Source organism: Enterococcus sp. S22(2020) (assembly GCF_020295385.1).
In the GTDB taxonomy this organism is placed as follows: domain Bacteria; phylum Bacillota; class Bacilli; order Lactobacillales; family Enterococcaceae; genus Enterococcus_L; species Enterococcus_L dunnyi.
Window position 1 is genome coordinate 125,389 of record NZ_JACFUD010000001.1, and the last position, 15,793, is coordinate 141,181.

Consider the following 15,793-nt stretch of genomic DNA (forward strand, 5'->3'; position numbering starts at 1 on the left):
CAAAAACTCGTTTTACTTCTTAAGAAGCCTTGTTCTTGAAAATCAAAAACTTGCTAAAGAAATAATTTAATACGATCACGACGACCTGTGTGACCATTTTAGCCCAAAAATCAGAAATATGCAGCCACTCGATCATCAATACCATCAGAGCCATATCAATGACAAACGATAAAATACGATACCAGTAAAATAGCAGCATTTCTTTAAAAAATGCTCTCAAATCAACATGCTGACTTGCAAAAACAAAATACTTATTTGTAAAAAATGCAAACAAGACAGATAAGAACCAGCCGATCGTATTACTGATTTTATAATCAATGCCAAAAAGATCTTTACAGATAAAAAACACAACAATGTTAACAACTGTTGTTGCCACACCAAAAACTAAATAAGAAATCACTTCTTTATATTTATGAAATAACTCTTTCAATTTTCACTCTTCCTTTCATTGTGCTTCTATTTTAACAAAAATAGAAACGAAAGCCTACTGATTTTCTATTTTTTAGTTATCAGCGAATCGTTCATTCGTTGATAAAGTAAAAGCACCAAAAAGGGCAATCGCTATTTTCCCTTTTTGGTGCTGCTCATTTTTACTTACTCAGCAGAAACATTTTTTTGAATTACAATGATATCCTTTCTAGGTGCACTAAAAGAATAACCTGCTTCTGTCATTTTATTTTTTATGCCGATATGTACATCGACATCTTCTCTTGTTGCATTCAAAAGTCTTTTGATCACAAAGTCAACTTCCGCTTTTGCAATTTTTTTCTTCGTATTGATCATAATGATGTCGATTTTATCATAGGCATCCGCATAAACGATCTGTGTTCGGTCTAGTGCATATAATTTAAAAAACTTGATTGCTTTAGAACCAAAAACAAACTTTGTGATATTTGGATAAAAATATTCTAAATTCAAATTTTTATTTATTGGTGTTTCGATCAATTTCATATATGTAGCTCCTTTTCAACTATCCCTGTCTGATTAACCTTACATAAATTTTACTCTTTCTTTGCTTATTTGTAAATCAGAGATTTTATATGTTATTGTAAATAAAAGACTTGACCTTCACGTTAGGTAAAGGTTTATGCTTAGTTACACAGGAGGGAAAAAGATGGAATATACAATCAAAAAAGTTGCTGAATTATCCGGAATCAGTACACGAACATTACGCTACTATGACGAAATCGGCTTATTGAACCCTGCGCGCATCAATTCTTCCGGTTATCGTATATATGGTACAAAAGAAATCGATCGTCTTCAGCAAATTCTTTTTTACCGCTCGCTAGAGATGAAGCTTGAGGATATCCAAAAGTTGTTAAATGATCCTAATTATGATCCTCAAAAAGCATTACAGGAACACTATGAGCAGCTTTTAGAAAAACGAACGATGATCGATCATCTGATCCTGACTGTAGAAAAAACGATCCACTATCAAAAAGGAGAGATAAATATGACTGATAAAGAAAAATTTATTGGCTTTAAACAACAAAAACTAAAAGAAAATGAAGAACGATACGGTAAAGAAATCCGTGAAAAATACGGAGAAAAAACTGTAGACGCTTCAAATAAGCAGTGGCTAAATTTAAGTGAAGCAGATGTTGAAAAAATGGAACGCATTGAAAAAGACATGTTTGATGCTTTGAAAATAGTCATACAAACAAACGACTATAAATCGGATGAAGCAAAAACTGTATTTTCAAAACACAGAGAATGGCTGATGATCACTTCCCCTAACTATTCTGTTGAAATGCACAGAGGACTAGGTCAAATGTATGTTGGCGATGAACGTTTTGCTGCTTATTACAATGATCGTGTTGGTGACAGAGCTGCCGAAACATTGAATCAGATCATCCAAGAGTTTGCGAAATAGGAACAATATACAGATCAAATGCAAAACAGTACTTCTAAATCAAAAACGGCTAAGTCAAATCATTAGAGTAAAAAACGAGCACTACGCAAATCGTAGTGCTCGTTTTTGAAAAATTGTCAAAAGCTCTGACTTTTGACCACTTTTTTTATAGTATATTCTCTTTTCGCTCAAATTTAAGCTCTTTTAGTATGCTCAAGGCTGTATCAGCAGGTAAGTTCAGTTCAACAGCATCCTTGAAACTCAGGCTGATCGAACCATAATTCTCCTCTGATTCAAAATAATACACCATCATTTGACCTTGTTCAGCGTCTTGTTTTGCTTCTTCTCGATATTCAGTAATGAAAAAATCTTCATGAATTTTTTCCGTTTTTTTATTGACCGAAGATTCAGCTCTCGTTTGAGCTGCCTTTTTCAAATACTCGGAAAAACTATCGTATGTAGCTTTCTCTATCATGCTAACATCGATAAAATAGGTTTCGCTCATAAACGATTGATATGAATATCCATCTTCATCAGCAATATCCATAAAATAGCCAGATTGATCATGAAGTTCCTTAGGCAGTGTTAATGTGATCGTCTCATTTCCTCTTGATACGTCTATTGACTGAATCATCGTTTTTTGTTCATCGTTATCGAGTTCAGCCTCGTCACGTAATCGATTTTCTAAAATTGAAGAACCATTATCGTTAAAATAAGTTTTTGCTCCAAAATAGACCACAGCACTCGCTAGAACAATACCGATCAACGTCAAGATAATTGTACGAATCCTTCTTTTTCGGCGTTTCGCCAAGAAATTAGTATTCTTCAACACTTCTTTTTTATAGCTGTCTGAGTGTGTGATCGCTGTGATATCATAGTAATAAAAATGCAGCGGCTGCTCAAATCTAACTTTATCTGTCTCATAGTTGAAACCTACTAGTAATGTATATTGCTTGATGGCTGACGGAAAATTACGAATATTTTTCTTGTTTAACTTGATCAATTCGCCCTGACTATCTAAAAAATAATAGGCTTGATTATCTTCTTGCGGCGCACTTTCCTGCATCACCGGAAACGCCTCGATCAATTTTTCTGGAATTTCCTTAAAATAGCTTTCAAAGGAAGCTTCTTTTAAAAAGCGAAGCAAATACAGCAAGCCGACAACTTCGCTAATAAAAACAAGTACTAAAATCCCCCTCAAAATAGCAGTTGAAACACCTATCCCTGTGACAGTCAAAAGCATTACAGCAATCAGTCCAAATATATACAGCTGATAGCTCCTTTGATAAAGTTGTCGGATCCCTGATTTGTAATAGTCAAGATCGCGATGAATCTGTTCTTTTATATTTTCCATTCGTTCTCCTTTTACCAGCATAACTATTTATTTTATTAATTCTTTAAAAATAAATTTTCCCACGCCTCCATCAGCGCAGTCGCCAATCACTCGATCACATTGTTCTTTGACGATATCCAACGCGTTACCCACCGCAAGCGAAACATCAACAGCTTCCAGCATCGCCAAATCATTTTCTCCGTCTCCAATGCCATAGCTGACCGCATTTGGATAAGCACTCATAAATTCATTGATCGCATAACCTTTGCTGCTTTTTGGATCTACCACTTCTAGACACTGAGTAAATGAAGAAAAGACATACGCGGTATCGCTTCCCAATAATCTACGTAAATTCTCATGTTCGGCATCACTTGCTTCCATCAATTCGATCTTCATTACTTTCACCTCAGGATGCTCTACTAAATAGGCCAACGGATCCTCTACATGATCGCATTCTGTTTTAAAGAAGTTTTCTTTAAAATCCATGATTTGCTTTCCAATGTCTCCCATTGGCGCAAGTTTTTCTCTCAAAGCTAAAATATTATCTTCATAATTCTCTACTGGTTTTAAAATGATTCCTTCGTTCGTATGAAGATGATAAAAAATGTTGCGATCCTCCAAGATCGTAATCGCTTTTTTGCATTCATCCAAAGGCAAGCAATGGTTATACTCAACTGGCTGACCAACTAATTTGTGACCACCACCATTACTAAAAATCATATCACATTCACTATCAAGCTGATTCATCAATTCTTCTAATTGCGCAAAACCACGTCCACTGATAAACACAAAATGATCTCCTTGTTTTTGAAGCGCATAAATTGCGTCAAAATTAACTTGCGGAATTTTTTGACCCATCTCTTGAAAAGTACCATCTATATCACAAAAAACAACGTTCACTACTTATTCTCCCCTTACAATTCATTTTCCATTTTATTCGCTTGATTAAGTATAGCATAAAGAAGACGATTATATATTTTGATTTTTTATATTTCATTTTGGTGAATTGTTTCCTGTAAAAAATAGAACATATCAAAAAAGCCATGTTGATTACCTGTGCAGGTATGCAACATAGCCCTTTCGATCATTCGTTTTTTTCATTTACTATTTTCTGTTTCTTGTTGTTCTGCTTCGATAGCCAGACGACTAGAGACAAGCAAGTTCCTATTGAAATAGCAGCTGACAGCAGTTGAAGCTTTGTCCAGTAATAGGCAAAGTGGACAGTTCCTTTTCCACTCAAACGTAGCTCACTAAGGCCTGGAAAAGTTGGACTATTGTATGCTTCCAGCATTTTTCCATTCACCTTAGCTTGATAGCCTTTGTAATAAATGAAAGGGAAAACGATCGCTTCTTTTGATTCTTTTTCATCTATCTGATAATCCAAGTCGACTGCACCATAATCAAAGGTGACATTTTCAAATTTGAGCCCTTTACTATTGCGGATCGTTTTAGGTGCTTGAATCAATTCCTGAAGATCAGTATCAGAAGGGATATATTCATTGCCCCATCCTAAAAATGTTGAAGGCAACTGCTCAATCTGATCTTTGGTAACCAACCGCTCAACATCTGCCACAAAAAAACCATGCGTAAACACAAGTACCAGAGCTATCGCCATAACACCGTATGAAAGTAATTTTCTCCAGTACTCTTTTTTTATGATCAAAGAATAATTTTCTGCGAATAACCAGCAAACACAAAAAGTAACGATCGAAAATAAGCGCCAAGGAAATTGAATCGCGTTCATTAATGTATTATCCAATAATCTATGAGGAAAGAAACTCGTTGAGGCAAATAAAAATAATCCTGCGATCATAAGTAATTGTTTTGCTCGTTTAGAAAAACTACTGTAATTTAATCCTAGGAAAAATAGTAACCCGATCATCAACAGCCCTATGTTATTAAACCCACTATTTCGAATAGCAATGTTCAAATAATCGACGATCGTTCCAACTTCCTGACTAAGCTGTGTTACTTGATTTGTTTGAAATGTGAATGATTGCTGTACGACTTGTTCAGCCAACGGCACGAGAAAACCTAGGCATAATAATATCGTTAGTCCGATTGCTTTAAAAAAGGCAACTATTCTTGTTTTTTCACTGATTATATGACGTATATTAAATAGTAAGTAAACTACAATAAATAGACTAAAGATAAACGCACTTAATACATGGCTTAAAATCAAGGCTGACATTCCCAGAGATAACAAATAAAATTTATCCCTGTCTCCTTCAAAAATTGACCACATACCGACAAATGCTAGCGGAATAAACGTAAGGGCCAATACTTCTCCTAAAGCAGCTCTTTCCGTCAAGTCACTTAAGCGGTAAGAAGCTGTCCCATATAAAACAGCAAAAAGAAATGCTTGAAAAGGGACTTTTTTATAAAAAAGAAAACTATAATAAGCAATCAAATAAGTCATAAAATTTATCCCTATCAAGAAAATAATATAACTATTGCTTATTGACAGACCCAATATTCTCAGCAAACTAGCCGGATAAAGGAAAATATCTGAATAAAATATTGGTGAGCCATAACCCATCCCATAGAGAAAAAAATAGTTGATTTTAGGACTATAATCTCCATTTCTTATGCCCAAAGCTAAGCCTTCGATTCGATTGAGATGAAAATAAAGATCATCCCCTCGATACATGACTTCTTTTCCTATATGAGTAAATAGCAGCGGTATGATACTTAACAGCAAAAACACAATAAATAGGAGTATTCGCTGTCGATTCCGTTCCATCTTTATCCGAGCTCACCTCTTTTCTCTCAAATCACTTATATAACGAATCATTCTTTTACTCTGTGTAGTCGATGATTGCCGCGTGAATTTCTCTAAATTCTCGTTTATCATTGAATCCAACTCGCAAGGTTTGAGAAACTAGTTTCTTTTCTTCCGCTTCTTCATCATTTCCATAGACGACCACTGTTTTTGAAGCTGGTCGTTTATCGACTTCTTTGTAATCTTTCTCAAAATTTTGGATAGCTAAATCAGCTGTATCCTTTGAAATATCGATGTTTTGAGCCACTTCCAATAGCAGTTCATTGAAATTGTCCTTTGGATACGCCTCTTCTTTTCCATAATTTGACAGCGCCAAGCTTTGCGAAGCTAAACGAACTTCTTTTTGCTCTTTATCAAACGAATATTTCAGATCGATTAATGCAAAAACAATTAATTCTTCTCCTTTGTAGACAGGGTAATACCCGCGAACTAAAAGGTCATTTCCAGAAGCATAGAGGGAGTACTCAACTTTCTTTGCTTCAAGGTTAGTGGTGATGATCTTTTCATCAAATAACTTTTTAGTCTGTGGGATGATTTCAGGAACCTTCACCTCAAATTTATTTTTCAGTAAGTCCAATGCCTCATCCTCTGAAATTTCTGGATAGTCAAATGTACCAAAAGGTTTCTCTCGCTGTTTTTGCCAAATCAGTTGCTGATGCTCAACCTCAGCTGCATTATTTTTACCTGAGCAACCTGCCGCTAATAAAAGACAGATAAATAGAGCAAGTATAAACAAATAGTTTTTGTGTTTCATTATTTATCTCCTTCCTCTGCTGCAGTCGTTATGACGATCGGAATCTCATCGGCTCCTGCAAAGCGTTCTTTTGAAGGAATTAAAGTCACTTCACTTGTATCCTTCAGCTCATATAAAGACACACTTTCTGCACTGGCTCCTATCGCAATTGCTTCATTTTTTTGCTCGATCAATTTAGGAATATCCAATATCGTGTTTTCTTTTGGTAGTTTGCCTTCGGCTAAGGTTTGATCATTTTGAGTTACCTGAATTGCTTCATCCCAAATTTTAGCTGTCACATCTTGTTCACCGATATTTTCAACTGTATAGCGTAACGCAAGTAATTTTTTGCTGCCTTCTCCATTTAAATTCATTACACCAGTTAATTCGATCGAAAGGGTTTCGTTTTTAAAAACTACTTCATTTGTTTCATCAGAAGTGTCGCTTCCTGAATCACTGACTTCTTTTACAGAACGTGCCGATTCATCAATGATTTCCGCTCTTTTTTCATGACCGCCATCATTTGCTGAATAATAATTTAGCTGAAGCAGTCCGTGCGCTGTTTCAATGTAGTACAGATGCAGCCAAGTTGAACGCTTTTCAAACATTGTATCTAAGGTATATTTGTATCCTTTATATTTCCCAACCTTAAATTCTTTCATAAAAATTTCAGATTCTTTTTTATAGTTATACTGTTCTTTCAGTTCTTTTCGCATCCGCTTGCCAAAATCTTCGTCCAGCGTTACTGCTTCTTTCCTTTGACCCATGACGACTAAAGTTGAGTTACTTTTGGTATCTTGTGCACCAAATACTGCTTCGTTACTGTATTTTACTTTGAAATCCGTCACTGTTTCCCATGTACTCGGCAGCTGGATCGTATAATCGATCCCTTTCGCCTCAAAAGATTCCTTTTTGTCTGCTAATTTAGCTGAACAACCACTAAAAACAAGAAGTAAGAACAACAGTAATACCTTTATTGGTTTCTTAGTCATAGTACCCTCCATTCTCAATTACTATTAAGCTTTGCTTGTTCTTTTTTATTAGTTGCCAGTTATAGAAAGTAAAAAGAAGAATACAACTGACAAATAAAATTACTCCCAGTTTAAGCCCTTGTGGAACAAAGACGAATTTGATCGTATGACTGCCTTTTGCGACTGGCAACGCAAGAAAAGCATCTTTGAAGGTCGGAATAGCCACTTTTTCTCCATCAATGTAGGCTTGCCATCCCTTATCATAAGGAATCGTCGTCAAGACCACTTGTTCTTTATCTAAATTCACCTTAGCCTCTGCAGTACGCCCATCTGTTTTAAAGTCAACTTCTTTTTCCTTCACCTTTTGAATCGCCTCTTTAAATGTGTCGACGTTGATAAACATAGCATTCGGCCTCACTAAATGGACCACCCGGTCACCTGTGAAGCTGACTTCGACCTCTACTGTTTCAGCTTTATCATAGTAGCCTAAATTATAATATTGCCCCGTTCCTTCCAAACCAGCCCAACTTTCAACACCATTGACTTTCATTTTGACGTCAACCTCGGTTCCCTGACCGTACAAGCTAAGATAGGCTTGTGAACGTGCCGGAACATCGACTGAATAAGTCAGTGTTCTCAGTTTATTGGGCATTGTTTTGGAGTAAAATAAGACAGAATCATGATCTTCAACTTGAACATTTTCTTCTTTGACCGTTTTGATCTCAGAAAAATAGAAGAATGAATCTGTTTCGCCGGATAAATACTGCAACAACTCTGTTTGATTTTTTACCACATCTTTTTTATATATGCCTTTATCCGTCAGCATGCCTAAAGGTAAGGCAAATTCATTTTCATACACACCATATTTACCGACTTTTTTCTTAAGAGTAAAGCCAAATTTATCTGGATCATTTTGCGCTAAATTGTATTTGATTCCTAACAAAGAATCCATTACTAGTGTGTTATTGATATATTGGATCGTTAAATTGGTTCCTGTTGAACGAAATCCTAATTCATTCATATACATTGAAGAATGACGGTTTCGGATCGATGAAAACATTGAAACTCCGCTGTAGCCATGAATAAAGCTTTCATTTCTTGAACTACTGTTGAGATTTCCTACGCGGTATAAAGTATCATTTTGCTCTTTTGTCCATTCAACTAATCGATGCACATCTTCATAGTTTTGAGTGTAGGCAATTCGTTCTGGGTAACGCCATTCAGTTGCAATTCCCTCCACTAATTTTTGAGCATTCAATGTCATTTCTCCGATGAAAACAGCTACTAAAAGAAATAACCAAATAGTTTGTTTTGATTTGAAGCGATCTTTCAGTAACAAAATCAGCAAGTAAACAATCAGAAAAACGACACTAGCCAGGACAGCATTTTTATCTAAGAAATCATAACGTTTACGATTCGCTAAGAAAACGATCAGAACATAAAGAAAAATGATGCCTAAAACGATATTTAATATGCGATTGCCGTCTTCTTTCGTCGCTTTTTCCAGTCCGAACCCTGCTAAAAGTAATCCTAAAAAAGAAAATAGAAAGCTAAAACGGAATAAAAACATATTTGGCGCGTGGAATCCATGCCAAAATAGATTCATTGGTTCAATATAAACACTTGCGATCAAAAGGAAAAAAAGACTGCCGTATACGAGTTTATTTTTCAATTTTATTTTTGGACTAACAAAATAGAAAAGACAAAAAATCGTTCCTAATAAACCAAAATATAGAAACGGTGCACTTCCATATTTACTAGTATCATAGACACCTACCATGGTTTTGACTGGAATGTCCCAGATCCCTGTATCATTTGTAAACAAACGACTTAATTTAGTTAAGCTTTCCCCATTGTTTTTTAAATCAAGCAAGGTAGGTAAAATAGTGACCATTGAAGCTCCACCTGCTAAAAGCGAAGTGATCAAATAGGTGATCAACGTCTTTTTGTACATTTGCGGCGCTAATATAAATCGACATAATACATATAGAAAAGAAAAGACACCGATCATGAAAGCCATGTAAAAGTTTGATAAAAACAAGAGTAAATAACTGATAAACAATAATGCTGGTTTTCTTTCATCCATCAAGCGATGAATCCCTAAAATAACTAACGGTAGATAAATCAACCCGTCCAGCCACATTTGCTGCGGAGAATACGCAACGCAAAATCCGCTTAAGGCAAAACTGACACTCAAAATCAATTTGCTCCATTGGGGGATTTTGAAAATACGATCGCTCATTACCCAAAATGTTCCGCCGATCGCACCGAATTTCAGTAAAAGGATCATATACAATGCGTCTGGTATTTGACTGTTATCAAAAAAATAAACAAGTGGGCTAAAAATACCATTGATATAGTACGCCATAAAGGACCAGTAATTCAGCCCTAAAGAGCCGTACCAAGTATATAAAAAGCTCTGCTTTCCATGTAAAGCATTGTTGAAACTGGCAAAAAAATTAGACGTTTGCGATAAAGCATCACTAGCTAAAATCGTTTTCTCGCTGCCTGGATAAATTCCTAGAAGAAAATAAACAAAGCCCATGATGCTGATCGGTAAAAGAATGCTCAATAAAAATGCCCAGCCCTTATGTTTGATCCATTCTTTATACTTCATACTGCGTTTCCTCCTAGATATTTAATCTCTTTTTCAATTTATGCGCCCTGCTCGATCAAAGGGATAAAAACGGCAAACCACCGTTCCTTCAATTTGTTCTGCTTCGACCAACCCAAAGTGACGGCTGTCTTTTGAGGCATTCCGATTATCGCCTAAAACAAAATAACTTCCTTCCGGAATCACTGAAATATTGCGTAATTTTCGAGCTACTTCTTCACTAACAATCAACTTTAATGTACTGTCAGGCAACTGGAAGGCAGTTAATTGATCATTTACATCATTCCATACATCTGCCTGTTTTGGTCTTAAGTACACACCTGTTTGATCTGTCCAAAGCTGATCTCCCGGCATACCGATCACACGCTTCACGTAACTGGATTCCTCCGGTATTTCCGGATCGAAAGTGATCAAATCGTAGCGGTTCGGTGATTGACCTTTTCTCACAATGATTCGATCATTATTTTGTAGCGTAGGCAGCATCGAGCGTCCGTCAACTCGATGTGTTTTGATTTGTAATAAACCGAGAATGCACAGGGCTACCAAAAAAAGCAGGAGCCCTTCACGAATGTTCAGCCCTTTTTTAGTTTCCCGCTCCGATACTTTTTTATTTTTTGGGAGCCTCCTATTTGAAAAATGTTGACGCTTTTTGATCGTAGATTGTCCTTTTCTAGGTTTCTGTGTCTGCATTTGATTGATTGCCACAGTTGTTCCTCCCATTGCCCGATTAAAATTGTGTCATGTTGTGCAACGGCAACAGCCTTGTTTTCACAACACCAATAATGTTTTCTTCATCGATCCAGCCAAACTGACGACTATCCGCTGCGTAATGACGATTATCGCCCAAAACAAAATAGCTGCCCTTCGGTAAAGCCCTAGACCCTGTCAAGGAAGCTAAAGAAAAATTTTCAGTTAATAAGCGCTCCTCTGCTTTTGCTTCGTTTTGTTCGTTCACTAAAAATCGTTCGACAACGAACTTTTGATCGATCATCAATTGATCCTCTTCATAAGTAATCTCTTCTCCTGGTAGACCAATGACCCGCCTGATCATCAACTGATCGTTCACGGGATTTTTAAAATAGATCAAATCAAACCGCTTAATCTGTGCGTGCTTCCTTACAAAAAGTCGATCACCATCATTCAATGTAGCAGTCATCCCATAACCATTGACTGTCGGCAAGCTAAAGAAAAGCCACTGTAATAGAAAAAAAAGACTCATCAACAGGAAAAAGCTGATACCAATTTCTTTGTATATTTGGTGTCTTTGCTCACTTCTTTTTCTTTTTTGACTCGTTTTTTTTCGTTTTCCTTTTTTTCTATTTATTGTTCTGGATGAAGAATGCTTCTTTTTTGCTGCAGAAGTCGCCGTTGTCTTAGCCGGTGTTTGTTGCGACTTTCGGCTTTTTACGTTCTTTTTTTTGGCAGTCTGCTCTCTTATCTTTTTACGTCTTTTATGGTTCTTAACTTTAGCCTTTTGTTCCATGTTGAGTCTCCTAGTTTTTCTGTTTCAGTGCCGACTCATTGACTTTAAAGTAAGTAAAAACAGCTTTTTGTCGTTCTTTGATCTTACTTATATCTTTCAGGTAACTTTCGAGTATTTCTTTGTTTGCTAATTGTTCTTGTGTCAAAGTCGATAAGTTCATTCCAACATCTTTCATCGAAACATAATAACGAGTCAATAGCTTGGAGCCTTCCTCTGATAGTCCCACCGAAACCGGTCGATTGCCATAGGTAACCAATAATGAACTTACTTCTTGAAACTGAGGATAGACTTTATCGATACTACCGCCTTCTTTGATGGTTGTAAGCTTTTTTTCTAAATCTTCTGTCAATAAATACCCTTGAACAACTACTTTGGCATCATCTGACGTTAAGTTGGTCAATTGATAGTATCTAGCATATGCAGCAGATCCAGCTGAAAGAAGCATGACAACTAAGAAAATTAATGAATTTCTAAAGTAACGTTTTTGACGACTAACAAGCAGCCGTCTTTCACGTACCCACCTTTTTCGTTTCACCTTATTTTTTGGTCGCCTTCTCCACTGGCCTTTTTTTAGTTCCTTTTTCGTTGCAAAGAAGTAAAATAAGCAAAATAATACAAACATAAAGCAAAGCATAGCTAAAGAAAGCAACCCCATAAAAAACCAATCTAACAGAACCATATTACTGATCCCCCTTCTTATTTAGCTGCTCTTCTTTCTTTTCTTTTTTGCTCCGCTTTTACTACCCTTCTTCTTTGTTTTTTTCTTATTATTCATTGCTCTAACAGTGAAGAAAATTGCCAAGAAGGCTATAAATACACCACCTGCGATCATTGCAATCAGCTTCCAGTTGATCCCTCGTTCTTGGATCAGTGTCACATCCTGCGCATTGTATTTGTCTGCATCTTCTTTTGTGATTTTAAACTCTTTATCCCACGTCCATTTTTTGTCTCCGCTTGTTACTAGAATATGAGCTTTATAATCGCCTGGTTCCATCTGATCACCATTCATTTCCAATGGAAAATCGATCAGTGAGTTTGGAGCCATACGCATATCTGCGCGTTTTGTATCATAAAGAACCGCTTCTGAACCTTTTTTCGTCACTTCCATTTCAACAGTCATTCCGCTGACAAAATCTGCAGAGACATTCGAAAAATTGGCAAAAATACTATTGCGGTAATTTGATAGGCCAGCGGAAACACTATTCAGCTTTAATTCTGGTGTAATCGCTGTATCCGTTTCTTGCAAGACCATACCTACTACAAAGGCATACTCGTTGATCACGCCCGTCGCTTTTTTCTTCTCTTCTTCCTCTTTTTTGCTTGGTTTTGACTTCATATAAATTCCGCCAACGATTTTACCATCATAACTGACTTCCGGCATTGTTATGTCTAAATTCAAAGGTGCAGTTTCTTTAGGTCCCAGTGTTACTTCTGTCGGGCCTTTTACAATGTCTTTGAAATCATATTTTAGTGAAGCATCATTTTTTATTGAAGATGGACCATATTCTAAAACACCATTTGAGTTTGTTTTAGCGCCATTCAATCCAATCGTGATCGTCTGTTCTTCCTCTGCCCGGTTTGTGAGCATGATTTGAACGGTTTGTTTTTGACCTGGATTCATCCGTAAATTGAAGTATTGCACATCTCCTTGTTGATTTTCCGGCATGATCGATTCATAGGCAAACTGCTTCTCAGCATGTGCAGGCAGGGCAAAGCCAAACAACGATACTATGTATAATCCTATTATTAGGTATAAGCTGATTCTTTTTTTCATTTGATTTGATTGTCCTTTCTCGTCCTATCACTACAATAAGCCAAGACTAAAAATGCTCAACTTCTATAGTTAAAATTAGATACAAATACTTCCTAATTATTGTTACTTCTCTAAACGAATAGGCTTATTAAATAAATGGCGGGAGCAGAAGCAGCTCCCATATATTCCGATGACTAACTGACCGTGATCAGCTGAATCATCGAAAGTGATTCTTAGAGTGTGCTGCTTCTGTCCCAGCCTAAATAATTATTCGAATGGTTGATCTCGAATTATAATGGTGTTTCTGAAAGTGTCCAAGTGATTTCAGCTACATATTTACCATTCATGATTTCTTGTGCTTGGTTCGCAGGGATTTCTAATTTAACAGATTCTTCTGCTTTTTTAGCTGGATCTTCGATATCACCAAAGTAAACAGCATAACGTCCGCGACCTTTAGAACCGTTAGCTTCTTTACCATCTGTATTTGTAAATACAGCAGCAGGTGTTGATTCGTTTACTACAGCTGTTTTAATTCCTGTAGAACTTGGTTTTAAAGCTTCGTTTTCTGCATCAGCAACTAAAATTGGGTTGCCGTAAGTGATTTCAGCACCATTGATGTTTCTTACTTTACCTTTTGCAGTATCGTTGAATTGGAAGTTTCTAGTAATTTTTGCAGTCAATTCATATGTGTGATCGTCTGTTTGACGGTCATCTTTGAATTGAACCCAGTTAGCACGTGATGGCACGTGGTCAGCTGCTGTAGATGGGTTAGCTGTTGTTGGTTTCGCCCAAGAAGTTACTGCACCAGTTGTTGCAGCTTGTGAATTGAAGACTAACTTAGACATACCTTGTACTAAAAATTCTCCATCCAACAATGCAGTACTATCAGTATCTCTTGTTGATTGGCTAGATGTGTTAGGTGGTACAACACCAGAAGTATCATATGTTTCATACGATTTACTTGTAAATTCGATTTCTCCTTCGCCAACACCTGGTTTGTTTGGATCTGCCGCTTTAGTTGCCGGTCCTGCTGCTGCTACTGCCAATGCTGCTAGTAAAGCTGTACCAGCTAATTTGTGTGTTAATTTCATTTGTATTTCCTCCTAGTTTTTGTGTATATTTATGGTAACTCGGCTAATATCCAAGTTAACACCGTTGAGTAAGCGCCCGCTTCTTTTTCTGTTTCCTTAGGTACAGTTAGTGTAATCGCTTGATTACTATACACAGGCTTTTTAAAGATTGGATCTTCAATCGTATTGCCTGAAGAATCCTTTCTCAGTTCCAATGAATTTTGACGCCCATTTTTATTTTCTGCTGACGCGCCAAATATGATGCTCCAAGTTCCAGAACCTTTTTCGTCCTGTGCTTGTGCAAGGTTATACGTGTCTCCAATATTACTCATACGAATGACTTCTTTGGAAACTGATGGTGATAAAGATGCATCTGTAGTCGAATTCGTCCAAGCTTGGTCAAAAGAAATCACTGCTCCCTTTAGCTCAGCTCCGACCTTCGTTGCATGCTTAAATTGTTCCTCTTGTCTTACCTGTAATGTCCAACCTGAGTGATTGTCACGATAATCTGAAACTTGAATAAAATTTCCTCTCGCTCCAGTCTCACCGTGAAACAGTTGTGCATTGATCGGATAGACAGCTGCTTCTTTACTTATTTTTACTGTGCTGAAATTTAGCTTTGGAACAAAATCGATTCGTAAATCACCATCCGTTTGCGGTGTTTCGCCTGGATCGACCTCTATATCAGGATTTTCAGGATCACGAATAATAGAATCTTCTTCCTTAAATTGACTCAAATCGATTTCTGCTCCACTTTTGCGTGAAGCTTCTGCGTGAGCTTGTTCCATTTGAGCTGAAAAAAAGAGAACAGTACCAAGAAAAGCAGTCATCAGTAAGCTTATTCTTTTCATTGATCAGACCCTTCCTTTCTGGTAGATTCTCGTTTTCTTTTCACTAGATAAAAACCTAGTGCAAAAATAAGAACAGCAATTCCGCTAACCGATAGGCTTTTTTGAATCAATTCTCCTGTAGAAGGATATTTTCCTGCCGGTTTTTTTGTTGGTTCTTCACTAGACGATGTTGTCTCACTTGTTTCTGATGTTGGAGGAGTACTTTCTTCTGTGAAAACAATTTCTCCGTTTGTTTTGACAGAAGCCTCTGCTCCATATACCAGTGCTGGTTTCAGCATGAAGAAACTACCTATAAAAACAAGGGAAAGTAGAACAATAGTTGCTCGTATTTTTTTTACTGTCATGTGCATG

Annotated in this window: 16 protein-coding genes; 1 reads left to right on the forward strand and 15 read right to left on the reverse strand. The window is 36.8% G+C overall.

Annotation, left to right across the window (positions count from 1 at the left end; translation table 11 throughout):
* Nucleotides 1–19: 19 nt before the first annotated feature.
* Nucleotides 20–430 carry a GtrA family protein gene (locus tag H3T55_RS00540; protein ID WP_087639733.1) on the reverse strand — a complete coding sequence of 137 codons (411 nt, stop codon included), beginning with the start codon at nucleotides 428–430 and terminating at the stop codon, nucleotides 20–22.
* Nucleotides 431–594: 164 nt separating this feature from the next.
* The gene (locus tag H3T55_RS00545; protein ID WP_225533149.1) at nucleotides 595–951 is read right to left on the reverse strand and encodes a DUF1827 family protein; all 357 of its coding nucleotides are present in this window, start codon (nucleotides 949–951) and stop codon (nucleotides 595–597) included.
* Between the two features lie 163 nt (nucleotides 952–1,114).
* Between H3T55_RS00545 and H3T55_RS00550 the strand changes: the two genes are divergently transcribed.
* Nucleotides 1,115–1,873, forward strand: coding sequence for a MerR family transcriptional regulator (locus H3T55_RS00550; protein WP_225533148.1), 759 nt, complete (start codon nucleotides 1,115–1,117; stop codon nucleotides 1,871–1,873).
* Nucleotides 1,874–2,018: 145 nt separating this feature from the next.
* Here H3T55_RS00550 and H3T55_RS00555 read toward each other — a convergent pair whose 3' ends face one another.
* The 13 genes from H3T55_RS00555 to H3T55_RS00615 all read right to left on the reverse strand — a co-directional run bounded on the left by H3T55_RS00555 (nucleotide 2,019) and on the right by H3T55_RS00615 (nucleotide 15,786).
* Nucleotides 2,019–3,206: a hypothetical protein gene (locus H3T55_RS00555; RefSeq protein WP_225533147.1), complete on the reverse strand. Its 1,188-nt coding sequence runs from the start codon at nucleotides 3,204–3,206 to the stop codon at nucleotides 2,019–2,021.
* 27 nt (nucleotides 3,207–3,233) lie between these two features.
* Nucleotides 3,234–4,085 carry an HAD hydrolase family protein gene (locus H3T55_RS00560; RefSeq protein WP_225533146.1) on the reverse strand — a complete coding sequence of 284 codons (852 nt, stop codon included), beginning with the start codon at nucleotides 4,083–4,085 and terminating at the stop codon, nucleotides 3,234–3,236.
* A gap of 184 nt (nucleotides 4,086–4,269) precedes the next feature.
* A complete protein-coding gene (locus H3T55_RS00565; RefSeq protein WP_225533145.1) occupies nucleotides 4,270–5,928 on the reverse strand; it encodes a hypothetical protein in 1,659 nt (552 codons plus the stop codon).
* Nucleotides 5,929–5,983: 55 nt separating this feature from the next.
* The gene (locus tag H3T55_RS00570; protein ID WP_225533144.1) at nucleotides 5,984–6,721 is read right to left on the reverse strand and encodes a hypothetical protein; all 738 of its coding nucleotides are present in this window, start codon (nucleotides 6,719–6,721) and stop codon (nucleotides 5,984–5,986) included.
* A complete protein-coding gene (locus tag H3T55_RS00575) occupies nucleotides 6,721–7,692 on the reverse strand; it encodes a DUF5067 domain-containing protein (protein ID WP_225533143.1) in 972 nt (323 codons plus the stop codon). The genes H3T55_RS00570 and H3T55_RS00575 overlap by 1 nt, the downstream gene beginning before the upstream one ends.
* Nucleotides 7,685–10,288, reverse strand: a complete 2,604-nt coding sequence (locus tag H3T55_RS00580) for a YfhO family protein (RefSeq protein ID WP_225533142.1) — start codon at nucleotides 10,286–10,288, stop codon at nucleotides 7,685–7,687. Before H3T55_RS00580 ends, H3T55_RS00575 begins: the two co-directional genes overlap by 8 nt.
* A 33-nt stretch (nucleotides 10,289–10,321) precedes the next feature.
* On the reverse strand, nucleotides 10,322–10,990 hold the full coding sequence (gene lepB / locus H3T55_RS00585; protein WP_225533141.1) for a signal peptidase I: 669 nt from the start codon (nucleotides 10,988–10,990) through the stop codon (nucleotides 10,322–10,324).
* 22 nt (nucleotides 10,991–11,012) lie between these two features.
* Nucleotides 11,013–11,768, reverse strand: coding sequence for a signal peptidase I (gene lepB, locus H3T55_RS00590; RefSeq protein ID WP_225533140.1), 756 nt, complete (start codon nucleotides 11,766–11,768; stop codon nucleotides 11,013–11,015).
* Between the two features lie 10 nt (nucleotides 11,769–11,778).
* Entirely contained in the window at nucleotides 11,779–12,447 is a 669-nt protein-coding gene (locus tag H3T55_RS00595) for a hypothetical protein (RefSeq protein ID WP_087639722.1), read from the reverse strand.
* Nucleotides 12,448–12,468: 21 nt separating this feature from the next.
* Nucleotides 12,469–13,542, reverse strand: a complete 1,074-nt coding sequence (locus H3T55_RS00600; RefSeq protein WP_225533139.1) for a DUF916 and DUF3324 domain-containing protein — start codon at nucleotides 13,540–13,542, stop codon at nucleotides 12,469–12,471.
* A 269-nt stretch (nucleotides 13,543–13,811) separates the two neighbouring features.
* On the reverse strand, nucleotides 13,812–14,612 hold the full coding sequence (locus tag H3T55_RS00605) for a WxL domain-containing protein (RefSeq protein ID WP_087639720.1): 801 nt from the start codon (nucleotides 14,610–14,612) through the stop codon (nucleotides 13,812–13,814).
* Nucleotides 14,613–14,641: 29 nt separating this feature from the next.
* Nucleotides 14,642–15,442, reverse strand: a complete 801-nt coding sequence (locus H3T55_RS00610) for a WxL domain-containing protein (RefSeq protein WP_087639719.1) — start codon at nucleotides 15,440–15,442, stop codon at nucleotides 14,642–14,644.
* On the reverse strand, nucleotides 15,439–15,786 hold the full coding sequence (locus tag H3T55_RS00615; protein WP_087639718.1) for an LPXTG cell wall anchor domain-containing protein: 348 nt from the start codon (nucleotides 15,784–15,786) through the stop codon (nucleotides 15,439–15,441). Before H3T55_RS00615 ends, H3T55_RS00610 begins: the two co-directional genes overlap by 4 nt.
* Nucleotides 15,787–15,793: the final 7 nt, after the last annotated feature.